This window comes from Bacteriovorax sp. BAL6_X, assembly GCF_000443995.1.
Classification (GTDB): Bacteria; Bdellovibrionota; Bacteriovoracia; order Bacteriovoracales; family Bacteriovoracaceae; genus Halobacteriovorax_A.
The window spans coordinates 55379-81103 of sequence record NZ_AUMC01000003.1 but is presented as its reverse complement, the minus strand read 5'-3'; the positions used below and the strand labels follow the sequence as shown (position 1 = coordinate 81103).

General features: G+C 36.7%; 21 protein-coding genes. 6 read left to right on the top strand and 15 right to left on the bottom strand.

All coding sequences use genetic code 11. The features are described from left to right. Positions 1-20 precede the first annotated feature (20 nt). The gene (locus M902_RS00530; protein ID WP_021265780.1) at positions 21-329 is read left to right on the top strand and encodes a 2Fe-2S iron-sulfur cluster-binding protein; all 309 of its coding nucleotides are present in this window, start codon (positions 21-23) and stop codon (positions 327-329) included. Here M902_RS00530 and M902_RS00525 read toward each other — a convergent pair. The 6 genes from M902_RS00525 to M902_RS15605 form a co-directional block, all read right to left on the bottom strand. Beyond that, positions 307-1005 (bottom strand): hypothetical protein, encoded by a 699-nt coding sequence (locus M902_RS00525; RefSeq protein WP_021266001.1) that lies wholly within the window; start codon positions 1003-1005, stop codon positions 307-309. The two genes, M902_RS00530 and M902_RS00525, sit on opposite strands and share 23 nt — an antisense overlap. A gap of 224 nt (positions 1006-1229) precedes the next feature. After that, entirely contained in the window at positions 1230-2231 is a 1002-nt protein-coding gene (locus M902_RS00520; protein ID WP_021266487.1) for an NAD(P)/FAD-dependent oxidoreductase, read from the bottom strand. A gap of 101 nt (positions 2232-2332) precedes the next feature. Then, on the bottom strand, positions 2333-3679 hold the full coding sequence (locus M902_RS00515) for a hemolysin family protein (RefSeq protein WP_021266350.1): 1347 nt from the start codon (positions 3677-3679) through the stop codon (positions 2333-2335). Between the two features lie 207 nt (positions 3680-3886). After that, positions 3887-4366, bottom strand: coding sequence for a hypothetical protein (locus M902_RS00510; RefSeq protein WP_040313669.1), 480 nt, complete (start codon positions 4364-4366; stop codon positions 3887-3889). After that, complete coding sequence (locus tag M902_RS00505) at positions 4363-5139, bottom strand: hypothetical protein (protein ID WP_021266274.1); 777 nt, start codon at positions 5137-5139, stop codon at positions 4363-4365. Before M902_RS00505 ends, M902_RS00510 begins: the two co-directional genes overlap by 4 nt. Continuing rightward, a complete protein-coding gene (locus M902_RS15605; protein ID WP_021266164.1) occupies positions 5132-5545 on the bottom strand; it encodes an NUDIX domain-containing protein in 414 nt (137 codons plus the stop codon). Before M902_RS15605 ends, M902_RS00505 begins: the two co-directional genes overlap by 8 nt. Before the next feature lie 81 nt (positions 5546-5626). Between M902_RS15605 and M902_RS15600 the strand changes: the two genes are divergently transcribed. Then, entirely contained in the window at positions 5627-6628 is a 1002-nt protein-coding gene (locus M902_RS15600; RefSeq protein WP_021266327.1) for a tRNA-dihydrouridine synthase, read from the top strand. Here the strand turns inward: M902_RS15600 and M902_RS00490 are convergent. The 5 genes from M902_RS00490 to ftsY all read right to left on the bottom strand — a co-directional run bounded on the left by M902_RS00490 (position 6546) and on the right by ftsY (position 10788). Then, complete coding sequence (locus M902_RS00490) at positions 6546-7010, bottom strand: hypothetical protein (RefSeq protein ID WP_156979675.1); 465 nt, start codon at positions 7008-7010, stop codon at positions 6546-6548. The two genes, M902_RS15600 and M902_RS00490, sit on opposite strands and share 83 nt — an antisense overlap. 72 nt (positions 7011-7082) lie before the next feature. Then, complete coding sequence (gene rny / locus M902_RS00485; protein WP_040313909.1) at positions 7083-8636, bottom strand: ribonuclease Y; 1554 nt, start codon at positions 8634-8636, stop codon at positions 7083-7085. An 18-nt stretch (positions 8637-8654) separates the two neighbouring features. After that, on the bottom strand, positions 8655-9257 hold the full coding sequence (locus tag M902_RS15595; RefSeq protein ID WP_156979674.1) for a 5-formyltetrahydrofolate cyclo-ligase: 603 nt from the start codon (positions 9255-9257) through the stop codon (positions 8655-8657). Continuing rightward, a complete protein-coding gene (zapA, locus tag M902_RS00475) occupies positions 9229-9534 on the bottom strand; it encodes a cell division protein ZapA (RefSeq protein ID WP_021266301.1) in 306 nt (101 codons plus the stop codon). Before zapA ends, M902_RS15595 begins: the two co-directional genes overlap by 29 nt. 42 nt (positions 9535-9576) lie before the next feature. After that, positions 9577-10788, bottom strand: a complete 1212-nt coding sequence (gene ftsY / locus M902_RS00470) for a signal recognition particle-docking protein FtsY (RefSeq protein ID WP_021265920.1) — start codon at positions 10786-10788, stop codon at positions 9577-9579. A gap of 82 nt (positions 10789-10870) precedes the next feature. On the opposite strand from ftsY, the gene epmA reads away from it, so the two are divergent. Continuing rightward, positions 10871-11833 carry an EF-P lysine aminoacylase EpmA gene (gene epmA / locus M902_RS00465; protein ID WP_040313663.1) on the top strand — a complete coding sequence of 321 codons (963 nt, stop codon included), beginning with the start codon at positions 10871-10873 and terminating at the stop codon, positions 11831-11833. Here epmA and M902_RS00460 read toward each other — a convergent pair whose 3' ends face one another. After that, positions 11834-12610: a hypothetical protein gene (locus M902_RS00460; protein WP_021266508.1), complete on the bottom strand. Its 777-nt coding sequence runs from the start codon at positions 12608-12610 to the stop codon at positions 11834-11836. A 206-nt stretch (positions 12611-12816) separates the two neighbouring features. Here M902_RS00460 and M902_RS00455 point away from each other — a divergent pair, with 206 nt between their 5' ends. Beyond that, complete coding sequence (locus tag M902_RS00455; protein WP_040313660.1) at positions 12817-16608, top strand: hypothetical protein; 3792 nt, start codon at positions 12817-12819, stop codon at positions 16606-16608. Positions 16609-16614: 6 nt separating this feature from the next. On the opposite strand, the gene rimO is transcribed toward M902_RS00455, so the two are convergent. Then, positions 16615-18000, bottom strand: coding sequence for a 30S ribosomal protein S12 methylthiotransferase RimO (rimO, locus tag M902_RS00450; RefSeq protein ID WP_021265971.1), 1386 nt, complete (start codon positions 17998-18000; stop codon positions 16615-16617). Between the two features lie 143 nt (positions 18001-18143). On the opposite strand from rimO, the gene M902_RS00445 reads away from it, so the two are divergent. After that, positions 18144-20102, top strand: coding sequence for a transglycosylase SLT domain-containing protein (locus M902_RS00445; RefSeq protein ID WP_021266161.1), 1959 nt, complete (start codon positions 18144-18146; stop codon positions 20100-20102). Here the strand turns inward: M902_RS00445 and M902_RS00440 are convergent. Then, on the bottom strand, positions 20083-20673 hold the full coding sequence (locus tag M902_RS00440) for an outer membrane lipoprotein carrier protein LolA (RefSeq protein WP_021265775.1): 591 nt from the start codon (positions 20671-20673) through the stop codon (positions 20083-20085). The two genes, M902_RS00445 and M902_RS00440, sit on opposite strands and share 20 nt — an antisense overlap. Further along, a complete protein-coding gene (smc, locus tag M902_RS00435; RefSeq protein WP_021266280.1) occupies positions 20673-24356 on the bottom strand; it encodes a chromosome segregation protein SMC in 3684 nt (1227 codons plus the stop codon). Before smc ends, M902_RS00440 begins: the two co-directional genes overlap by 1 nt. Before the next feature lie 229 nt (positions 24357-24585). Here smc and M902_RS15590 point away from each other — a divergent pair, with 229 nt between their 5' ends. Continuing rightward, a complete protein-coding gene (locus tag M902_RS15590) occupies positions 24586-25719 on the top strand; it encodes an HD-GYP domain-containing protein (protein WP_021266043.1) in 1134 nt (377 codons plus the stop codon). Positions 25720-25725: the final 6 nt, after the last annotated feature.

The window sequence follows — 25725 nt, the reverse complement described above, 5'->3', positions numbered from 1 at the left end:
CTTTCAAGGATGAAAACTGTATGCACAGAGTGTCACTAATTGAAAATGAAGAGCAAGTAACTGAATTTAGGATTGAAGAAGGACAGACTATTTTTGACGCAATCCAAGATCAGGGCCTAACTTTACCCCACGGATGCCTAAGTGGGTCATGTGGTTCGTGTCGTATACAAATAATTGAAGGTAGCGATAACTTGCAAAGGCCCGGAATTATCGAAGAAAATACGATAGAGGCCATTGCGCCAGAGCATACAGAGGTCGCGCAAGGGCATATCCGTCTTGCATGCCGTGCAAAAGTCACAGGTGATATTAAATTTTCGATTCTAAAATAAGTTGAATAATTGCGCGAAAGTGTTGCTTGCGGTCAAAATTCCAAGACTCATTTTCACCTTTTAGAAAATCCATATTCTTCTGATCAAGAACAGTTGTGAGGTGATCCACATCGTTGATAACCACATGACGATATGGTTTTAGTAGAGAAGACTGAAGATCAACCATTCCATCATTTCTTCCTACTCTCTTGTAAATATAGTTTCGACTAATCTCCAGAGATGTTTCTCGGCCCTGTTGTTCATTAATGAATGTAATAAACTGAAGAAGATTAATATTTTGAAGTGCAGCTTCAATCTTAGCAGCATTGGCCTGCATATAGTCTAAGCGCATTTTTGTTCCAACTGATTCCATGCCAGTTACATCGCCACCAAGCACGCTAAAGAGCCATCCCATCAAAGTTTTCTTTATTGATCCTTGAACAAAGTAATCGGCCAAAACAGAGCCATAATAAGGAGACTGCATTGAAACCCACCCCACAACTCTTTTAGATATCTGCGGGTTATTAATCAGAACATCTAAGAATTCGAGTCCACCTTTTGAGTGACTAATAATTAGTAGTGGCCCCTTGATTTTATCAAGTTCACTTTTAATAAACTTAGAATTCTTACTAACTGGATCTTCTGATTCAACGATGATTCTTTCAAATTTTATATTATGGTCTTCGAGAAGCTCCATATAATCGCGAAAATAATCCCCTGTAAAATATGAAAGATTAACAATCTGGCCAGAGCCTTCAATTGCTGATTGAGATAAAATTCCAGGTAGAAAAACAACTGTTAAATTAGAAAGGTTCCTTACCTCTGTTAGAGTTAAGCCCTGTTTTGATTGATAAAGACTACGATATTGAGTGGTCTTATTTTGTGCCCAGACTACACTCGTAGTCAGGGCAAATATTAATATTAAGCTAAACCTAGTGAAGTTAATAATGCCGCCCTTTTCTTTCTTCTAATTTTGGCATTGATATCATCAAGTGAATCAACTGCCATATCCCAGGCCGTATAAATCTGCTTCTTCTTATTGGCCCTTAAATCACCTGCTACATAAAAGTTTTCAATATTCGTTTCACCCTTTTCGTTAGCAAGAACATAGCCTCTACCATCGATCTCTGCTCCAATGGCCTTGGCAAGTTCATTATAAACGATAGTTCCAAGCGAAACAAAAGAAAATGCTGATTCTAGCGTTCTGCCACTAGCAAACTTGTAACCCTTGATAATCCCATCCTTACGCTCTCCAAGAACGTCTACAATGGCCTCAGTGAACACTTCGATCTTATAGGCTTTAATTAATTTTTGAGTCTCTTCATCAAATTGTGGAGTTTCACCATTAGTGAGGATTGACATCGAAGGCGTGTTGTATCGTTCCTTAAGCATAACGGCCACCCAAACGGCACCAGATGTATGGCCAAGAATTGAAGTGTGCTTGTCATAAACATGGTGGCCATCACATCTTAAACAGTAGTCAACTGTTTGAGCATTAGCAAAAGGAAGAATTGGTTTAATGCTATCATTAAAGTGTGGCTGAACATCCATAATACCTGTACAGAGAACGACGAATTCTGCTTGGTACTTTACACCATCACTATCAATTAATTCAAAGCTTCCATCACTTAGCTTCGTTACCTCAGCAACACCTTTGCCCTTAACGAAAGTTAGGTTATCCTTGAATTCCGAATCTTGAATCCATTCGAGAGTTTCCTTATTTGGTTCTTCTATTCCTTTTTTGTACTTATGAGTCCCAGGCATATTTTCAACTTTATAAACCCATTTTTCACGAGAGCGCTTCTTGTCCCTAGGCGTACCAGGAAAAAGAACAACTGTATCATTATTTAAAACACCACGTAGTGTGGCCATCATTCCGGCCGCGCCACCACCGATTACTGCAATTTGAAATTTGTTAGACATTACTACTCCATGACTAGTTCATATTTAGTATAGTCTATCAGAAAAAGGGAATCTAATAGATTCCCTCTATGTAAGCTTTAGCAAAATTTATTTAAATTTGATTATTTAACAGGAACTTCTAATAGGTCATCAGAAGTTTCAGTGGCCTCTTTGGCCTCTTTCTTTGAGAAAAAGTGCTTTTCCCCATCAACATCTTTAATCTTAACTTGCTTAATCTCGTAGTCAAAGACCTCTGTAAGCTCAAAGCTATAACCTTCCCAAATAATAATCTGACCTGCTTCAGGAAAGTTATTTCCAAGCATATCAAGTAAGAAACCTGCAAGAGTTGAGTAATTATCGTTAAGAGGAATCTTAATATCATAGTCGTGATCAAGGTCTCTTAAATTCGTCGCACCATCAATATCCGCACCTTCAATTAGGTCACTTTCCTGATAGTCCTTAGTAATCTCATCAATATCATCATCGTGCTCATCTTGAATCTCTCCAAGAATTTCTTCGATAATATCTTCAAGAGTTATAATACCAACGATTAAACCATTCTCATCTTTTACAAGGGCCATGTGAACTTTCTTACGATTCATATGATCGAAAACTGCTTGAATCTTCATATGTTCATAAACAAAGAATGGATCTCTTAAGTGATTTACCATCGTGAAATTATCGCGTTCGGCCCTTTTTAAGAATGCAAGTTCCTTAACGTGAAGAAAGCCCTCGATATTATCAATTTCACCATCAACAACTGGGTAACGAGAGTGAATTGACTCTTCAATCTCACTGATAACTTCTTTATATGTACTACTAACTTGAATAGACTTGATCTCTTTACGTGGGATCATAATATCTTTAACTTTAATCTTAGGAAATTCTAGAATCGAGTTAAAGAGATCGATTTGCTTGTGATCAATTGTATTTTCTTTCTCTGCTTTTTGAATCATAAACTCAAGGTCATCCTTCGTTACAATTCTTCCCGTCAGTTGTGCATTCTCACCAAGAACTGTGTGGATAAGCCAAACCATAATTTTAATAACAGGGTAAAGTAAATAGTAGAAGATTTGGAGAACACGAATAACAAAAAGGGATAAACTTTCTGCGTGCGTTCTTGCAAATGTCTTAGGAATAATCTCACCAAAAATTAGAATAACAAACGTTGTCGCACCAACAGCAATTCCAATTGCATCATCCGCAAACAAACGGGTTGCAAGAACTGTCGTTAAAGATGAGGCGAAAATATTGACGACGTTATTTCCAACGAGAATAGTTGTTAGAATCTCACTTGGGCGATCAATCATGAAAGCAATTGCTCTTCCCTTTGCACCACCTTCTTGAATTAGTTGGCTAGCACGATCGTGAGGAATCGAAAGTAAGACAGCTTCTGAACCAGAGAAAAATCCCGAGCCGATAAAGCAGATTAACAATAGGACAATCTCAAGGCTGCTTACATCAGTCATTGCCCTGTCCTTGTTTACTAAATTTTGTTGAGAGATTTTTTAAGAAGTAACAACAATAAAGCGGAGGTTCTATAAGGAGTTTCCTTGTTACGGGTAAGACTCTCTATTGAGCTACCCCTTCGTTTAGATATAAATATTTTATCAGTAATTCTGATATGATTCAATACATCATAAACCAACAAATTTCAAGGATTTGAAGCATAAACCCTAGTGGTGATCGAGTTGTTCGCCTTTGAAGTCATGATCAGAATAAACAATACGATCATTCATTTCATGGTTAAAGTCATATATCTCATTGATATTACTAACCTTTCTGAAGATTGTATGACACTTGTAGCAAATAACAACAGGTGGAAGCCTTTTAAATAACGCAAAATCAAATACATACAAAATAATAAAAGGAGCGACAGAATATGGAGCATATTGAGTTGTTGCCATATAAAGTGTGGCCAAGGCAGCAACAACAAAAAGCATAACACCGATTTTTCGATTAAAATCCTTTTGCTTATAAAAGTCTTTTCTTTCACAACATGGACAATCGCGAAGGATTGCCTGCTCGTGTTCTTCATTCATTTTCACAGGAGCTTTTGTATGACAAATTTGACACTCAACTTCACTCACCTCTTTATTAGGATGAAAAGAAACAGCCGAACCACATTCTTCACAAGTTAAAGTAATTTCCATCATAGTAGTAACCCATACGTATAAAATAAATAAATCGCAATCATTTCACCAATAAAGACAAAGATTGTCATGGCATAAAAGATTCCTGTCGCACTCTGAATACTTCTCATACTAACTAGCTTCCATCCAAAGACACTCATTCCAAAAATAACTAAGTATCCCCAAATGTCTCGCATGATAACCATTAGCCAATTAAAAGCATAGCCACCACCAAGTTCTGTTCCAGCTGCTAGGTAAGGCCCTAGTTTTGTGTGTTCAAATCCAGACCAAATAAGCTTAACTGCAAGTAGTCCCCACGTAACAAGTATTGCCTTTTTAAGGGGAACTTCCGAAAGTTTTGGTGTGACAAGATACCAGTGACCTAAGATCATGGCATAAGTTATAGCACCAAGGTAGTAAACAGAAGAGCCAATATATAAGTAATTCATTAAGTTCTTATCTTGGAAAAGATAGAGAGCATAAAGGCCAATAAGAGTTGGAATCGCATAAAGAACCCAAAGAGCAGTATTTTTTTCATCGTAGTGATTGTGTAACTGATGATGGAAAAGGATACAAATTGTACTGATATAAAGAAGGATCGCTTCAAGATCAGTTGCACTATTTCCAGTTACAATATGAGCGATAGCGGCCATAAATAAACTCACAAGACAAGTTGTCGACAGAAGCTTTTGAAAGCCCCCACCTGTCATTTTAGAATTTGCCACTGGTGCGAAAGTAAAAACTCCAAAGCCAAGGGCCAGGAAGAAGTACTTTGCCATTTCAAACGTATTACTCATTCAAATTACTCTCTCGTAAAAAATGCTCAACTAAGCGCATGATGATGATTTTATTTGCTGCTGGGATATTAAAGTTTTCTACATCATTTTGGGCGTTTTCAAAAGATATCTTTTGACTGACAAGGCTCATTTCTTTTGTATATTCAGTAACATAGACATATAAGAAGACACTTCGATCAGAATAATCATACTTAAGTTGGGTAAAGAGACTAATTTTATTTAATTCAAAACCAACTTCTTCTTTGAACTCACGGCGTGCAGCCTGTTCAATGCCTTCATCCTGTTCGATCTTCCCACCAGGGAACTCGATCATACCATCGAGAGGGCCATCTTCTCTTCTTTCTTGTCCCCACAGAACAAGTCCATCACTTTCAAGTGAATATGGGATTACGATTGCGATTTCCATAAATAAACTTTTACCCTAAAAAATTTGAAATGTTAAAAAAGCAGCGTAGCTTTTTGCACCTTTATTGTTTATAAACCAATTGTGAGTACATTACCTTTTAAACAAAATTCAATCATATTTGCGCCGATGGAAGGTGTTACGGAAGGCCCGTACCGCGAGGTCATCCAAAGGTTTTTTGGAGACTGGGATTATTACTACACAGACTTTTACCGTATCCCGTCAGTTGGTAATGTTAATGTGAAGACATTAATCAAACATTTTGGTGAAGCATACATACAAAAAAGTGCCCATACAAAACAGACGGCCTATCAATTTCTTACTTCGGAAATCGCCCAAACCGATCAGGCAATCTCCCTAATTAGCGAACTCGATTATCATCATATTGACCTAAACCTTGGTTGTCCTTCAAAGAAGGTTAACTCCAATAAAGGTGGCGCGTACCTTTTGTCTGACCTAAAAGCACTCGAAAAAATTATTAAACAAATTCGAGAAGGTTTTAAAAATACTTTTACTGTAAAAATTAGAATTGGTTATCACGATGACTCTCTATATCTTGATCTCTTAAAACTCTTTGAAGATTGCGGTGTCGATGGAATTACAATTCATGCTCGAACACGAGACCAACTTTATAAAGGCGTCGCAGATTGGAGTTATATTGAAAAGGCCGTCAAAGTTTCAAACCTACCAATCATTGCAAATGGAGATATCTGGACCATAGAAGATATCGATAAAATCTTTGATCAGTGTAATCCATATGCCGTGATGTGTGGTCGCAGTGCCCTGAAGACTCCTTGGCTGGCCTCAATCTATAAAGAACACCAAGGAAACTTGGACTTTATCAGTGATGAATTTCTTCTGAAAGTACGTGCTCAAAACTTAGACCTCTATTTCTATGAGCTTGATAAAGAGTATAGAAAGAATGGTCTTGTTGACTCAACTATACTTAAAAGATTTAAAGCATTTTGCCGTTATCTATTTGATGATTATGAAAACCATGAAGCTATTCGTGGCCGCTTTCTTCGTGCTCAGAACATTCATGAGTTTCGTGCTCATTTAGATCAATTTGTGGAGAATTATTCTTAATAAAGAAAAAGAAAGTAACTTCAAATAGAAGTACACCAACAATATAGACGATACGCGCCTGAGCTGAAATTCCAACCAATCCTACTAATAAGAAAAACAGAAAGCCTGGAAGGTGTCTTAAAACCACATTCCCCCAAGTATTATCAGGTATACGATCCTCTAAAATTGTATAGAAATTCATTACCGCGTTAGCAAAATTTAAACGGCTTGTGCGTCCTTCAAAGTACTCATCACGATTCGGGTGACAATAGAGTCCAGCAAATGAAATTGCCGTAAAGAAACATATATATTCTTCAGTAGTAAAGTTAAGAAGTGCAGAAGCAATGAAAAAGATCACTAACGATGGTAGAAAATATAAGTAGTAGCGAATTCCGATTTTCATGTAGCCTCCAGTAAGCCCAAAAAAGAAAGGCACCTAAAAGGTGCCTTTCTCATATTATAAATGGAAGTTATTTTACTTAGCAACTCCAACTGCTTTTGTCTCACGAACAACTGTAATTTTAATTGTTCCAGGATATGACATTTGCTCCTCGATTTGCTTAGCAATACTACGAGATAGCATAACAGTTTCTTCATCCGTTACCTTGTCGTTTTCAACAAAGACACGAACTTCACGTCCACCAGAGATAGCATAAGACTTGCTAACACCTTCAAATGAGTTAACAATTTCTTCGATATCAGTAAGTCGTGAAACATAAGATTCAGTAAGTGCCTTACGAGCACCTGGTCTTGCACCTGAGATCGCATCCGCTGCAGCAACAATGTGAGCAAGGATTGACTCTGGTTTTTCATCATCGTGGTGAGCACGGATTGCATGAACAACGTCCGCAGACTCTCCATACTTTCTAGCAAAGTCAGCACCAATAACAGCGTGAGAACCCTCAGCAGATGCATCAAGTACTTTACCAATATCATGCAATAGACCTGCACGACGAGCTTGCTTAATATTCAGTCCCATCTCAGCGGCCATTGAACCACAAATAAATGCTGCTTCAATTGCGTGCTGATATTGGTTCTGAGTGTACGAAGTTCTAAAGTTTAGGGCACCAACTAGTTTTAGGATTTCAGGGTGAATACCGTGAACACCAATTTCCATTTGCGCTTTTTCACCTAGAGATAGAAGCTTCTTCTCAAATTCAGCTTTTGATTTATCGTGGAATTCTTCAATTTTCGCTGGATGAATACGACCGTCAGCAATTAGCTTTTCAATAGTATCTTTAGCAATTTCACGTCTTACAACGTTGAATGAAGAAATAACAACAATTTCAGGAGTATCATCAATAATTAAGTCAACACCACAAATCTGCTCGAAAGCACGAATGTTACGACCTTCACGTCCAATTAGACGCCCCTTAACATCATCAGATGGAAGATCTACAGTTGAAATCGTCTTTTCACCAACGTGCTCTCCTGCGTATCTTTGAATTGCAATTCCAACAATTCTTTTCGCACGGTTTTCAGCTTCTTCTTTAGCTTCTTCTTCCATACGAGTAATCATCTTAGAAAAGTCTACTTGAGCTTCTTCTTTCATTGTATCAAGTAGCTCGTCTTTTGCTTGTTCTTTAGTCATAGCAGCAACTTCAGATAACTTAGATGCATACTCTTCTTGGCGAACAACAAATTTTTCTTTTTCTTTTAGAGCGTCTAACTCTTTTTCTTTTACGTCTTCTTCGCGTTTTTCGACTTTTTTAGTCTTGTCATCAAGTTCATCCATTTTCGATTCAAGCTTTGCTTGTCTCTTATTAAGATCTTTTTCCTGATCGTTTAGTTCGCGTTTTACACGTTCGGCATACTTGTCAGCTTCCTTCTTTTCTTCTTGAGCTGCCTCTTTCGCCTCTTTTCTCGCTTTATAGCTAATGTCTTTTGCCTGTGCCTTGGCCTTTTCAATAATTTCGTCACCCTTAGCTTCTCTTTCAAGCACTTCTTTCTTTGCTTGAAGATTGCGGATAACAAAACCTACTGCTAGTCCAACAACAAGGAAAAGAAGTGAAGCTAAGATTAAATCCATACTCATTTCTCTCTCCTATTAATTAACTTTAATCACTTCCCTATCAGTTACGATATAATCCATTGCTTGATCATGATCCTCAAAGACAACTTCACTAACCAACTGTTGATTAAAGCAAATTCCAATTTTTATAACTTTCTTCTTATCAATATTAATCAATTTATCGAGGTAAATGTCGTAATAACCTTTACCTCGTCCCAAGCGATGCCCATTCTTATCAAAAGCAACTCCTGGGACTAAAATAACTTCAGGAAAAATTACTGGGTCACTTAATTTAGGAACCCTGAACTCTTTTCCAAAAGCTTGAACTATTTCAAGTTCATTTATCGGCGTACTTCGAAAGCACATCTTCATCGAGTCTTCGCCAAACGAAGGAAAACCAAAACTAGTTTTCATCTTCAAATTTAAACAATTAACTTCACCTGGAATTGGAAAGAAAACCCCTAGGTGTTTAGGATTTAAGTTTTCGGATTTTAAAAGAGAGTCGATATTTGAACAGATTTTCTCGGACAGTTGTCTTTGATCATCTAAGCTTAAATTAGCTAGTCCTTCTAATATCTTTTTTCGAAGCTCTTTCTTTTCAAGACTCATCTTAGTGAGTTTTTGGAAGTGCTTCTTCAATCAATTTTAGTGCATTATCAGAGAGAGACTTAACTTCGCTAATCTCACTTCTGTATTCCCTTTCTAAAGATAGCTTTTCTTTTGCTAACTCAAGTGCAACTAAAGCTGCTAATTGTGAGTCAGAAATTGAAGGTGCCTTTTGGCGAATATTACTTGCGATTGATTCAACATACTCAACAATTTCAGTTGCTGAAACAATCTCATCTTCATTAGACTCTTTGAGTCTAAAGTTATGACCTAAAATTTGATATTCTTTTACTTCCGTACTTATATCCATAGTTATTTAATTGTAGTCCTACAAAGGATTTCAGTCAATCAATCAATTACCTACCAGTGCGTCAAGATATTCATCTAAGTTAAACACACTCAAGTCTTCGACATTCTCTCCAACACCAATATAGGTAATTGGAATTTGTAGACTATCAACAATGGAAATTGCACTTCCCGCTTTTGAAGAACCATCGCATTTTGTAAATACAAGACCTGTTAGGTCAAGTGCCTTGTGAAACTCCTCAGCTTGGCGGATTGCGTTTTGACCAGTAATTGCATCAATTACCAGTAATGTATGATGAGGCGCATCCTCCATCAATTTTTTTAATACTGCCTTACTCTTTGATAACTCTTCCATCAAATTACCTGCAGTATGTAGGCGGCCAGCTGTATCAAGAATGCAGTAATCGGCTTTTTCATTAATCGCAGTTTGCAGGGCATCGTAGCCTACACCACTTGGATTGGCCCCTTCTTTTGCACGAATCATTGTTGCGCCTGCCCTCTCACACCATACCTGAAGTTGATCAACGGCCGCGGCCCTAAACGTATCACAGGCCCCAACAACTACTTTCGCACCTTGTTGTGTAAGCTTCGTTGCAAGTTTTCCAATTGTTGTCGTTTTACCTGCACCATTAACACCAACAACCATTATGACTTTTGGCATGCCAGTGCTATTGCCAGAAAATTCAAATAAGTCACCTTCGTTTCTTGATTGAACTTCGGCCATTTTATTTTTTAAGAACTCTTTAATATACGCTTTAAATTGTGCCTCATCAAAGTCAGAACTCTTGGCCTTCTCCTCAAGTGACTCAATTAATTCACCTGTTGCCTTAGGTCCTAGGTCTGCTCCGTAAAGAAGTTCCTCTACTTCCTCAAGTGCATCTTCATCAAGTCCACCGCCAGAAAATAGGCTACCAATCTTCCCCCAAACACCATCACGAGAATGGCTTAAACCTTTTGTAAGACGATCTTTCCAAGATTTTTCAGGAACTGGAGCCGGTTTAGGCTCATCTTTTGGTGCTTCCTTGGCTTCACCCTCAGGCGCCTCAACAGCTTCAGTAGTCACCTCTTCCTTAACTTCAGTGACTTCAGGAAGTTGGGGCCGGGCCTTAGGTTTTAAAAGAAAGAAAACACCTGAAAATCCACTAATTCCAAGTGCTGAGCATAGTGCGATAAATGCATATGCCATTTCGACTGTGATTGTCATATTTAGCTGGGCCTGATCCGCCCAAGACTGTAAAAGAGCAACGAGTTGCAACATAATATATTCTCCATTTTGTGTGTTTAAGAGATATGATATGTAGGCATAAAAATCAATATTTAAGGCGAAAATTGGCGTGAAAATGACAAATAAGATCGAACTATTTCATCTACAACAAGCAATTCGAAATTTTTTCAATAAAGATGGCTTCATGGATGTGCTGACACCGCCAATTGTGGAAAACCCAGGAATGGAAGTACACATCCACCCTTTTGCGATTCACTCTGTGCATCAAAATAAGACCCACGAGCTCTACCTTCATACATCCCCTGAATTTCACATGAAGGAATTACTTCAAGAAGGTCTCGAAAAGGTATTTACCATGAGTTATTGTTTTCGCGATGAGCCAAACAGCTCAACTCACAGGAAGCAATTCGTCATGCTTGAGTGGTACCGCGCTAATGAAAATTATAAAAAAATCATGGAAGACACAATAAACCTCTATCAATTCTGTCATGCCCACTTAAAATCAAAAGGAGTTAGAGTTATTGATCTTGATGATAAGATAAAGAAAGTAACAGTTCAGGAGATTTTTTTAGAAGTTCTCAACATCGATATTCTTGAACTCATAGATCGTGATAATCTCTACAGTTTAATTGATCAAAAATTTTCAAGAATCACTCTTTCTGGAAATAGAGATGATTATGCATGGGACGACCTCTTCTTTCTTTTGATGTATAATTATATTGAACCAGAAATGGAGAAGTACTCCTTTCTTCTTCTCTACGAATTTCCTTCACCTCTACGTGCGCTTTCAACAATTAAAGAAAATGATCCAAGAGTTTGTGAACGGTTTGAAGTCTATTGCCGTGGAATTGAAATTTGTAATTGCTTCAATGAGCTTACAGACTCAAGCGAACAAAGTTTTCGTTTTAAAAAAGATGCAAAACTAAAAGGTGAGCTTTATGGGTACAGTCTTCCTTGGCCTAATCGATTCCTAAGTAAGTTGGAAATAGGATTGCCAAAGAGTGCGGGAATCGCACTAGGAGTCGAGCGCCTTCTTATGTCCTTAACGGGTATGGAAGAAGACGCTTTCTATGATTAATTACTGTTTCTTTTGAAGTCGATTAAATAATAAGTGAGTCTTCAAAATAAATTCTGATTTTACAATATCAGGTGTCATCTTCATGGCCCAACGATAGTGTACCCCACTCTCTTTTGAAGAACGTAATTTACTATTCCAAATTGGATATGTATTCGCTAACTCAGCTGAATAAACTGCATACCAACGAGCAAACTCATCTTGAGATCTTGCCAAAAGAGCATCTTGAACGTCGACTGCATTCTCCACTAATATTCTTTTCACAGAATAGATATTTAAAGCATCAAGTTTCTTTATATCCAGATCTTTATTAAGGTACTTTTTAAAAATTGTTACCGTAACTTTTTTAGCGCTCATCGAAGTTTGTTGATTATAATTTTCCAAGCGCTGGTAGTATTGAGAAAGAACTAACGAACGATAAACACCTTCACGTGTCCCTCCCTGCTCAAGAGTTGCATACCATTTTGATAACTCATCACGATTGGCATCGAGTTCACGAGTGGCCTTAATTAGCTCATTGATGAATGATAGATTGTACTGAGACATCTGCTCTTTAGTAAAGGGTGACTTATATTCTTTCTTTGAATAAACACTTAAGTCTTTTGCATCTTTCTTAACGATAGGAATTTCAGGAAGCTCCACTTCATCTTTTTCTCCCCAAATCTTATCGGCCAACGATGTCGAAATATTTTTTTCAACAAATGGTCTTAGCTCTTGTAAAAATGATATTTGTGCAAATGCAGAAGTTGAAACCAAACAAATTAAGACGAATCTCTTCACAACTCTCTCCCGAATAATCAAATATTTATCAATATGAACACTATTATAATGGGGTCTTGAAATTTTAGGAAGTTAGCAATTTTTAGCCAACAAAAACTGTCAATTATGTGTCTAGCTTATAGGCAATTAATACCTCTAACAGCCTATAAACACTGGCCCAATGAATTTAGGTAAAGATTGTTTAAGAATCATTCGATAATGAAGTTATGAAAACGTTAAAAGGTAAACCGTCTCTACATTTAATATTAATTCTTCTGCTCATCGCAACTTCTTGTGTGCCAGATAGCTTAACAAAATTTAAAGAAGATGGCGCAAGCAGTGATGATGCATCAAGCTCAGTTGGAGAAGTTGTCGATCCACCGAGTGGTTTTATCGATGAAAATGGAAATGAAATCGATGGTGATAAAATTACCGACCCAACGTCTGTTTCTTATAGTAACAGTACACATATTTTTATCACTGGTGACTCTAGCTTAGCTAACGCAACTGATGGTAAAAATATTATTACATATATTACTCCAGATGGTCAGTTTGGAGATTACAATATAGTAGAAGAAGAACTAGGTTTCTTCTTTCTTACTAGTGCATCAAAAAATAATTTTTTAGATCCAATTACAAACCCAGGCTTTAACTTCGGTTCAGATATTACTACGACGTATGCGGCCAATTTTTCAACAAATAACCAAACTGGTTTAATTGAAATTGCAAGTAGTTCAGTTACTCCTGTTAGAAGCTTTACCCTTGCGCCAATTAATTTTAATTTCTATAGCCCTTCTGCGGAAACGGCCCAGACCATAACAACAACATCACAACCTAGAGTTACAATTCAAGCTCCAATTCCAGAAAGACTGACTTTTGAAACACAACAATCTTTTAATTGTACAGGAACAGGTATTGGAACGACTCCTCCAGCTTCTCCAGCAATTGGAGATGTATACCTAAGTGCAGGAACTTGTTACTACAATTATGACGGCACCAATACTAATACAGTAGCCTTCCCTTTTACTGGTCCTGTATTCGTAGGATTTGAGGTCGACGACAATAGTGGATTCTTAACAAATGATTTAACTAGCGAAACCTTTACAACTGAAAACGGTGCAACAGGAACAATCACTTACAAAGATTCAGACAATAATATCTACGGTACTCTTACTTCGGGTTCACTGTATCCAGGTGATCAAATTGATAATGCTTTTCCATTTTCAAATAGAGAAGGTACAATTGAAAAAGTAAAATACTTCTTCCAACCTGATTCAAATATTAATTTAAAGTTAATTAATGATACTTCTGAGGCCTTATCTAGCCACATTGGATATGAAAATAGTACAAATATTTCGATCACTCCGGACCTACCTTCAACTTTAAGACTTGTAAAAGATGTTGATAGTCCATTATTTGGCTACATTATAGATACCTCTGGAGCTACTGATCATAGCTACCAATCACCTGTTGAGTACACTGTTACAGTAAATAATGATATCTCAACTAGAACATTTAAAATTGACATTGGTATTATTAATCCGCCAGAAGACTTATCATATTCTCAACTTGTTGCTTTCAAAGTTAAGAACCTAGTTCAATCGACTTCGAACTTTACCGAAGGACAAGAAATTTCATCAGCAACTCTTCCTCCACTGAGTGACGGAGCAAAAGGTATTATTAAAAGAATTTTAGATATTGATGGGAATGAAAAATATCTAATTGTTCAAGTAATAAGTGGTGAATTCGTAAAGGATATTTCTGTTGATAATTATAAAGATTTTTTAGATGAAGAAGCTGTAATTCAAACGACACCAGTATCGCTTACACATATAATGAGCTTAAACTCAACAGCAGCATTTACTCCGACTTACTTAGAAACGAGACCTGCTCTTTGTATGAGATTTCCTGCCGCACCATCTGACAAGTTTGCACGTGCCGTAGTGACAGGAAACCCTACAGATGCAGGACTCTCAAATGTCATATTTGTTAACCAAACAAAGAATATCAATGATATAAATTCAAGTGAAGATTTTCTAGCATCAAACAATGCTCTAGAAGACTGTGGGAATGCAACAGCATATGTCTTAAATGAAATCTGGACTCCGGTCATGCGAGCAACATTTACTGATGTTTCTTCGCTTGTTAGTGGTATGGATATCCTAACAAGTACAGGAAGAGCAAACCTCATTGCTTCACAAATTAATAGCAGTGATAATACTGCCTTACTACAGAGTACAAATGGTAAGCCTATAACAATGAGCCTTCCTGGTGAAGCCTTTTCGTCGGTTAGACCATATAGCGCAAATGGTGCAACAATAAGTGACTTTCAAACTCTCACAACGTTTGAACTACATAGAGGAGTCGACTCAGTAATTAAGTCAACTCTACCTAAGGGAGAGGATATCGTTTATAGTGTAACTCCAGACCTCCCTCCAGGATTAAGCTTAGATGAAGAGACAGGAGACATTGTTGGTTCACCAGAAGTTGCTGCATCTTCAAAGACTTACACTGTTACAGCACAAAATATTTTAGGAAGCTTCTCTGCTTCATTTGATTTATTAATTGAAGATTATTTTGAAGTAAATATAGAAGTAGAAAACACGCCTAAGTTTTTTACACATAAAGATGGCGAAGACAATTTCTTTAACAAGTGTAGAGTTAAGAAAAGAGATATCGTCAGTAACCCAAGAAGTGCTTCTTCTGATATTGAAGATATTATTGATATTGATTGTTATGCAGACATTGGTGAAAACAACCTTTACTTTAGAGAACTTAAAATACAAGCAAATGTAGGTCCAGGTATCTGCCATAGTGTTCGCTATAAGCCATTCTTCTTTTATAAGAAAAGACCGATGATGACTCGCAGCTCCACTTCTGATATTGCATATTCTGCAGCAGCTCGCTATATCGTACAAGTTGTAAAAGGTGCCACAACTGATGCGTCTATTGTTGCTCCAGCGAATAACACTGCAACAGATGGACTTGGAGATGTAACTCCTGCAAGCACTTACTATAATGATGGAATTTATATTAATGGTGTACTTTTTAGCGGAGAACTTGATGATCTATGCTCTGGTAAATACCATGATATAAATTGCGATAATGGATCTTTCGAATATGCTGAACTAGTTTACACTTACACTGAAGAAAATACAGACACAGGAGATCCTGCATACTATAGAAATACAGTCGAGGTTCTAGATCACACATGTGATGGAAACCCTTACCTTTGTAGAAAAGGTGCTATTGAAGATGTATTTAGTACGGAAGAGCTTTCTAATGGTTTCAGTACCATGGTTATAGAAGCATTCAGTGGTCTAAATTATGAAAGTGTTTTAAAAACTCCTCAGCAAAGAGGCGCTCACTCAAATCGCTCAATCGCATCTTTCGCATATGAAAACTCATGTTATAACTCAGTAAACAATACTGAATACTATTCGGAAGGACTAAAGCTACATGCAGATAGTGCAAGTCTTTCAAACGACCCTAACCAAATCATCGATCCATTTATGGGGGCACAGCCATACTATACATTCTCTTGTCTAGATGAATTCTCTGTAACACAAGCAAGAATTAACTTACACATTAGAGACTGGGATAATAATTATGAGATGAATAACCTTGATAAGGTTACTATAGCAAGTATGGATGAAGGAACAAATACTGATGTATTTGACGAACCTCTAAACGAATTTAACGACTGGGACGACTACACTAACTCTACAAACTACTCAGCTTGTACTGATAGTGCTGCACCGACTTTAGGAAACTCATATACGGCCATTACGACAGGAAATGGATCAGTAGGGTCGTTATACTTCTACACTGTATCTTCTAGTGGCTTCTATTCTGGCCTGAATGTTATCATTGGTGGCCAGACTTATATTGTAAAAAGAGTATATTCAAATGCAATCCAGCTAACACGTCCGCTTCATGCTACTTTTGCAGCGGGAACGGCGATTACTGGACGCCAGCTTATACCTTTCCCATACAATGATTGGGAAGAAGAGCCTTAAGAAGCTCTAGATAACACGACCAACTAAATCAAAGTCTAATACGTCGGTGATCTCAATTTTAACGAGATCACCGATTTTTAAATCTCTCTCATTTAAGTCATTGATAATTACCTTACCGTCGATATCAGGAGCTTGGCCAAAGTGGCGACCAACGATTAGAAGGTCAGTATCTTCGTGTGTTCCCTCAACGAGAACTTCCACAGTCTGCCCCAAGAACTCTTGATTAAGCTCTCTAGCAATTTCTTTTTGAACTTCATAAAGACGATCAAAGCGCTCGTCGATAACTTCTTGTGAGTTTTTATCTTTTAGACGGTAAGCAGGTGTTCCCTCTTCATCTGAGTATCTAAAGATACCGAGATGGTTGAAGCGAGCTTGTTTGATACCTTCAAGAAGCTTTTCAAAATCCTCTTCAGACTCACCAGGGAATCCAACGATAATTGAAGTTCTAAGAACAATACCAGGGATTCTTTCGCGAAGCTTAGTAATACGCTCCATAATTTTTTCACCAGTAATCTTTCTATTCATACGCTTTAGAACGTAGTCAGAAAAGTGCTGAACAGGCATATCAAGATACTTACAAACTTTTGAAGAAGTCGCCATTTTTTCAATAACTTCATCAGTAAGTTCATCTGGGTAGAAGTAAAACAGACGTACCCAATCAACCCCATCAACAGTCTCAAGACCAGACAGGAGTTCAAATAAGTTATTTTCATCACTCAGGTCTACTCCATAATCAGATAGATCCTGTGAAATAAGGTTTAGCTCTCTAACACCCGTTTCTGAAAGCTTCTTCGCTTCCTCAACAAGAGATTCAACAGTACGTGATCTAAGGCGTCCACGAAGAGTTGGAATAATACAAAAAGTACAATTTCTATTACAACCCTCAGAGATCTTTAACCATGCTGTATAGAATGGAGAAGTGTTAAGTCTTGGATCAAATTCCGTGTGAATAAATCTTGGAACTTCAACAAATGATTTCTTCTCTAGCTTATTATTTTCAAGTGCAGTTAATAGAGGAACGATTTTATTGTACTCACCTGTTCCGATAAACATATCAACTTCAGGTAAACTTTTTTCTAGCTCATCAGAATATCTCTGGGCCATACATCCAGAAACAACAAGGGCCTTACAATTACCTACTTCTTCGTCTTTATAGTCTGCAAGATCAAGAATCATCTCAATAGATTCTTGCTTAGCAGCTTCAATAAATGAGCAAGTATTAACAACTATAACCTCAGAATCTTGAGGCTCAGTCACAACATTAAAACCATTAAGTCCCATATGCCCGAGCATAACCTGTGCATCTACGAGGTTCTTTGAACATCCTAGTGAAGTAAAATAAACCGTACGGTCATTAAATTTTTGGTTAACTTGAGATGAAATCTCAGACATATAATTCTCCATGTATAGCTAAAGTAGGTACTTATAGTGTTAAACCGACGTTTTTTCAATGCCTTATGTAATTTTTTTAGGAACAGAAATTCCTATTTTCAGACACTTGAAGGAAGTTACTTAAAGGCCTATCCTAGTAATTAATGAGATTTACCTTACTAACTACATTTATTTTGGCCCTGTCTTGTACAAACTTATCAAGACCTCCTAAAACCAAGCCACAAGATGGTGCTTTAACTAACTTACTTTCTAAAATTAGTAAAAATAACTCTGTCAGTTGTGATGAATATCGAAAGTTCTTGAATACAGAATTTCCGTTGCGCCCTTGGCTCCACGCCAATTATCATAAAAATTGTACTAAGAGCATTCAGGAGTTAAGCCAAGAGTATAAAAATACTGATGCCTATCCCTACTGGGCCAGAGAAGAGCTAATTGATGCGATCATTTCTAAAACTTATTACACTGATGTTTATGCCAGTGCAGTTTTAAATAAGGTCGACTACCTTAACACAAAAGGTGAAGTTGAAAGGCTTTTACTTGATGCCATGAAAAAGTTTGAAAATGGTAGTCCTTTACAAGAGCGCATCTATGAAAAGCTTATTGATATTTCGCCTCGTTATATGAAAGAGCCACAACGTGAGAACTATTTAGATGTTGCAAAAAGTTTTGAGCGAGATCGTCAATTTGTTAAGGCCCGTTCCTTTTACAAAAAAATTATTCAAGATAAAGACACTCTTAAAGAAGATAGGGTTGAGGCATGGTTTAGACTTGCTCACTCATATAAGAGAGAAAGAAAGAACGATAGCTTTAGAGATAATATCAGAAGCCTTGTACTCTACTTACAAAAGAATCGTGAAAGTCAAGAGCTTAAAGAAAAGCACGCCGAGTACACAATTCGCCTTGCTCGTATTTACTGGACGGAGGACAACCTCCAAAGAGCAGTACGTGTTTTAAGAAATCTTCTACTATTTAAAGAAGTTCCTACAGAGTATGTGGTCACAACTTACTATACGATAGGTGGAATTTTTGAAGATCTAAGAAAATATGATCGTTCTATTAAGTTTTATAAAAAGGCCTATGCAGCAGTTGAAGATAAGCATGAACATCTAGAAAGTATTATATGGAATCTTGCTTGGACAAATTATAAGGCCGGCAATTACGAAGAAATGATTCAGTGGTTTGATCGCTTTGAAGAAAAGAATAGAGATGAACCGAATTACCGTTTTCTCTATTGGAAATTTGTTGGTCTTAAAAAACTGAATCGCTTTGATGAAGCACAAAAGCTACTTCTGAGAATTCAAAAAGAAGATCAATTTGGATACTATGGACAAATTGCTCATATGAATCATACAAAACTCAAGCATATCGATTATCGTGAGAAATTTGATATCTCAATTGATGAACTAGCTTGGGCCGTATACCTTGGAAATACTGATCTAGCGAAAAAAATTATTGATAGTAATGACAAAGTAAGCTTTAGTGATCTTTATGCTGCAAAATACTATAATATTATGATTTTTAAATTCTTTAGAGAAGACTCAAAGACACAAGAGAGGATCTTAAATGAAGATCCACAATTTGCCTTTCCTTTGGCGTTTAAAAAAGAATTCTTAGAAAATAATCGCTCTAAAACTGTAACCACTCCACTATTAATGAGTATTGCACGCCAAGAGTCAGCATTTAACCAATATGCACGCTCCCCTGCTGATGCATTTGGGCTTCTTCAATTAATTCCAGAACAGGGAAAAAGACTCTCTCGTCGCTACAAAATTCCATATGAAGGATATGAGGACTTATATAATCCAAATATCAACATTACATTCTCAAGTCTTCTATTAAATGAATTAATGAAAAGAAGAGATAATAATTTCATTGATTTTGTCGCAAGCTATAATGCAGGGGGAACGCCAATACGTCGTTGGCGAAGTCGTATAATCCTTCCAGACTTAGAGTTTATCGAAGAGATTCCATATAAAGAAACGAGAAAATATGTAAAGTTAGTCGCTAGAAACTACCTCATTTACTCTCGCCTTCTAAGTAATGGGCCATTAACGTTGAAAGAAAATTTCTTCCGTGGCGGTTTTATTGATATGACACATTAGCATTCTTAGGAACGTTAAGGATGAAGTGCTTTGCCTTAAAGCTTTCGTTTTTAACGTTGCTAAGTACAAGCTTAACAACTTTTCCATCAGCGTAATTAATATCAATTGAAGTTATATTAGAGAACTCTTTCTTTCCCTTAAAAGTTAATTTTGTTTCAACAACTCCAGTCGACTTTACTGAAGACTCCGTAAAGATAAGAACACTATAGTTTGCACCATCTTTAACTTTATAATTCTTATTTGACTTAAGTCCACTCTTTAAAAGATCAAAGAAGTTAGAAAGCCCTTTATCACTACCCTTATGAATAATTACTTCTGCTGGATCTCCTGGCATAAACCCATCTCTTTTGATCCAAGTTGTTTTCTCATTTGTCACATAAACAAGTGCGTCTGATCCTTTTTGTTCAAGCCTAAGCTTACCAGGATACTCGTAATCAAACTTCCCTGTCGACTCTTTTGGAGTTCCTGTCAGCTGGTTTTTTACAATTTGCTTATATTGAGTCGAAAAAGACCTTGGGACAAATCCCAAGGCCATATTAGAAATAATTAAAAGTGGTATTAGTTTTTTCATTACTGTAATTGTACCGAAACTGCCTTCGAAACACCAGGCTCCTGCATTGTTACACCATAAAGTGTATCATTTAGCTCCATTGTTTTCTTATTGTGAGTAATAAGAATGAATTGTGATTCAGCACTCATTTCACGAAGTAGTTCATTAAAACGTCCAACATTGGCATCATCAAGAGGAGCATCAACCTCATCTAGTAAACAGAATGGTGATGGTTTAACGAGGAAAATCGAGAAGATTAGAGAAACCGCAGTCATGGCCTTTTCACCACCAGACATTAGATTAATATTCTGCATTTTCTTCCCTGGCGGCTTAGCGATAATATCAACACCACATTCAGCATCATCAATATCACCAACGATTTCAAGACGAGCTTCCCCTCCACCAAAAATAATTGGAAAAACTTTTCTAAATCTCGTATCAACTTCTTCAAAAGCAACTTTAAATCTTTCTTTAGATTTTTCATCGATGTGATTGATTGCATTTTGAAGATCTTCTAAAGACTTTCTCAGTTCTACTTCTTGAACCTTTAAGAAATCATAACGAAGTTTTTGTCTATCGTAGTCTTCAATCGCTTGCCAGTTAATTTCACCGAGACGGCCGAATTCAGATTTATAATTCTTAAGTTTAAAGCCTTGATCCTTAAGGTCTTGCCCATACTTACGAACAAATTCATATGATTCTTTTTCAACTTCTTTTGGACCACTTTCAGTTTCCATAAAGTACATTGTTGAAACATCATTAAGCTTTTCAAAGTCTACTTCAGTGTATTCAAGGTAGCGTCCAATTGATTCTCGAAGATCAACACGATACTTCTCAAAGATATTACGAACGTTTTCTTCTTCTTCGTTTAGGCATCTTTCAAGACGCACTTCTTTTTCAGCAATTTCTTTATCTGCCTTATTAATATTCTTAGATAGCTCCTTAACCTGATCTTCTCTTTCTTGCATCGCAAGTAGAAGCTCAGAGAACTCATCCTTCATAATACTTAGAACTTCATCTTTACTTGCTAGGATATCAGCTTTTTCATTATTTGAAATTTCAAGCTCTTCGATTTCAACTTGCATATTCTCAAGCTCACCTTCTAACTTTGTGATAAGCTCAGTGTTTGATTCTTTACGAAGGTTTTGCTTTTCAATTTGCTTTTCAATATCTTCAGATTGAGAGCGCAGCGAAGTCACTCGTTGTTCAAAAGTTTTTGCTTCAACTTGTTTTGATACATATACTTCACGATCAGCTTCATAAACTTCATTCATTTCATTATAGCTATCGCGTAGGTCTTGAACTCTTTCACTAATATCAGCAATAAACTCTTCAACTTCAGACTTATCTTTATTGAAAGACTCCTCTTTCTCTAAAATGGCCAATCTTAACTTTGAAGTTTCATCTTTACGATTCTTTAAAATCTCAAGTCTCGTATTCCCCGACTCCATTGAAGCAAGCTTTGACTCAAGAGCAGAGTTCTTAGCTGCATAATCAGCACGAGATTCGCTTAGAGAAAGACGAGAATCTTCAAGTTCAGAAATTTTATTTCTTAGTAATTCATTTGAAGCAGCAACCTCTTCTTCAAGATTTGTGACTTTTTCATTAATGCTTACTAATTCATTTTCAAGTGTCTCAATTGTATTATTTCTCTCAATTGCACTCTGCCCCTGCTCGCCAGATCCTTTTACATGAAGGACTGTTGCATTTTGACGATTGCGCACTTGAATATTTCCACTAATATCTGAAATTCCACCAAATGAGATTGAGCTCTCTAGTGAAACAACCTTATCAACATCAAGAGTCTCAACAATAAATAGACTCGATAAGTATGGAGTAAGCTTAGCTTTATATTCTTCTGGAAGCTCAATGATATCACTTAGAGTAATTAGCTCTGAACCAAGCTTAACTTGAATTCTCTCACGAGCTTCAGCAGAGATAATATCTGCAGACTTATCAGCTAGTAAGATTTCAAGAGCATTTTCATCATTTTCAGTTACCCAATTTTTAAGAAGTGATAAATCACTTTCTGAAGTAACAAGAGATTCTAGAAACTCTCCTAAAAGAGCTGTTACAGCTTTAGTATACTTGTCATCACACTTGATAATATTACCTAGAACTGTGTACTTATCAGAGTCTACTTCACTTAGAAATTTAGAAACACCTTCTTTAGCACCTTCAAGAGATGAGCGTATTTCTTTTAGAGAAGAAAGTCTTGATTGCTTAGTGATTTGTTCTTTTGTTAGGTTCTTAAGTTCAGATTCAAGATCACGATCTTTTTGTGTGAGCTCGCTTACAGTCTCCTTAAGAGTTAATTCAGATTCTGATAATTCTTCCACTAAATTCTTAGCGGCCATAACATCATCTCTTTCCTTTGCAAGTTCACTTGAAACACCTGAGTATTGTTTCTCAATTGCTTCAATTTCCGTTGCAAGGTCTTGAAGAGTTGCAGCATATTCTTCAAGTTTAGAGTTATTTTGAAAAGCTTGTTGATCCATTTTTACAAGCTCTTCTTTCTTAATTGATAATTCTTCTTCAAGCTCACTAATTTGGGCCTGTCTATCTTCTAACTCAGACTTAAGCGTCTCTAGTCTCTCACTTGCCTCTTCATAGTCATAATCTTCTTTTGAAGAAGTGATTACATCGTTGATCTCAGTTTCAATTTCTTCTTTTTTAAGAAGTCTCTCTTCGATCTCTTGAGCAAGCTCATCAATTTCTTTCTGTCTTTGCTCTAGTTGCTCTTCTTTATCAGTTAAAGACTTACAAAGTGCATTTAGTCTTTCTTCAGCAGCAGCTAACTTATTTGATACTTCATTTCTTTCTTTTTGAGACTCATCGATTCTTGCAGTTTTCTCTTCTCTTTCAAAGCGCTCTTCTTCAAGAGAGATTTCGAGAGAGTCTTTCTTCATGCTCCACTCTTCAAGATTAGATTTCTTTTCAAGTAGCTCTGTACTTCCATCGCGAAGTTCACGAAGATCTTCAAATACTTTATGTGCAACAACAGAGATTTCGGTGCGCTTAATTCTATCTTTAAGCGTTCGAGCTCTCTCAGCTTTCTCTGCTTGTTTTTGTAAAGACTTTAAATTCTTTTCAATTTCAATTGTCAGATCGTTTAGACGATTAAGGTTTTGTTCTGTGGCCTCAATCTTTCTCATCGATTCTTTCTTACGAACTTTAAATTTCGTAATACCTGCAACCTCTTCAATCATTGTACGACGCTCAACTGGCTTCGCTTGAACAAGTCTGTTGATCTCACCTTGTGCGATAATTGAATATGATTTTGCACCAGCTCCCGTATCCATAAATACTTCTTGGATATCTTTCAGACGAGCTGGCTCACCATTGATACGATATTCTGTATCACCATTTCTATATAATTTTCTTGTTAATTGAATCTCAGAAGGGTTAGCAACTTTTCCACCTATATGAATATGCTTTCCATTTGTATTTTCAAGAACGAGTGTTGCTTCGGCCCATGCAGCAGGATTGTATTTAGAAGAACCTGCAAAGATAAGGTCCTTCATCGAGTTACCTCTTAGGTGTTTAGCTGACTGCTCACCCATAATCCAAAATAAGGCATCAACAATATTCGATTTACCGCATCCGTTTGGCCCAACAATCCCCGTAATACCATCGTCAAAGTTAATAATTGTACGATCTTTAAAGGATTTAAAGCCCTGGATAATTAGTCTTTTCAGTTGCACTGTGATTCACTCCGTCAATTTATCTCTATAATGTGTGTTGTGTAGGCCTTAATGTACCATTTTAAGCACCTATACGTACACTTTTAAAATTTCAGTTAAGCTAAATACGACATGTATTTTCAACCACTTAGAAAAGCAAAATTCTAACAAGAACTGACACAATATATTTAATTGTACGTATTTAATACTAGTGCTTTATCTAAACACCAATCTTGCCGATAAAAATGCAATGGATACCAACTCAAAAACAGTTTATTTTACGATCGACTTTCATCTCGTAGCACGTGAAAAGCCGCTTCTATACAACATCTATATCAACTCCTCCACCGTCAAAGGAAAGGATCACTACGTAAAAATAGTGCGCCCCGGAGAAATACTTAATGATGGAGATATTGAGGGATTTAAAAAATATCAGAGGATCCATGTTCTTGAATCAGAGCGTGGGCTCTATCTAAAATCCCTGGCCGAAGATGATAACATAGAATCTATTGATAAGGTTTCTGTTATTAAAGACTCAGCAGTCAAACACCTAGACGATATTTTTAATCCGGGGAAAGAATTCAACACGGAGATTCTTGGAGAAGCACTAGATGGTTGCCATGACTCAATGAAGGCCATGGTCGATGTAATTAAAGATTACGATATCAATAGTCTAAAAAAACTTATTGGAGATTTATCTTTTCACGACTTCTACACTTACGACCACTCAATTAATGTCAGTATGTACAGTGTTCTTATTTACAAACAACTAAAGCCTAATGCCAGCGAAGCAGACCTTGTTGCAATTGGACTTGGTGGACTTCTGCATGACCTTGGTAAGACAAAAATTTCCACAGAAATTTTAAACAAGACAGGTAATCTTACAGATGAAGAATTTGCAGAAATAAAAAAACACCCAGAAATTGGTGTTGAATTATTCAGAGAGGCAAATCCTGAGTTTCCAGGCCTAAAGAAAGAAACTATTGAAAAAGTAATAGTCGAACATCATGAGAATATTGATGGGTCAGGATATCCAAAAGGAATCAAGGGAGAAGATCATCATATATTTTCAAAAGTTGTTTCTATTGCAGATTTTTTTGATGCAATTACAACAAAACGATCTTACTCTCAAGCGCTTCCTATTGAAGATGCTCTAGAGATAATGAAAAGAACCGTTGGAAAAAAGATAGATTCAGATATTTTTGATTTCTTTGTAAAGAAAGTTTCAAAGGTTCTCCTTACAGGTAAAACAATGATTGAACTTCCTGTAGACTTCAACACAGAAGTTGCTCATGCTAAGCTACCTGTTCAAAAAGTCCAACCTAAAAAGCTTGGTGAAAACTTTACCAAAGCTTCAGATAATCCAAATAAAATAACAAAATAAGAAGTA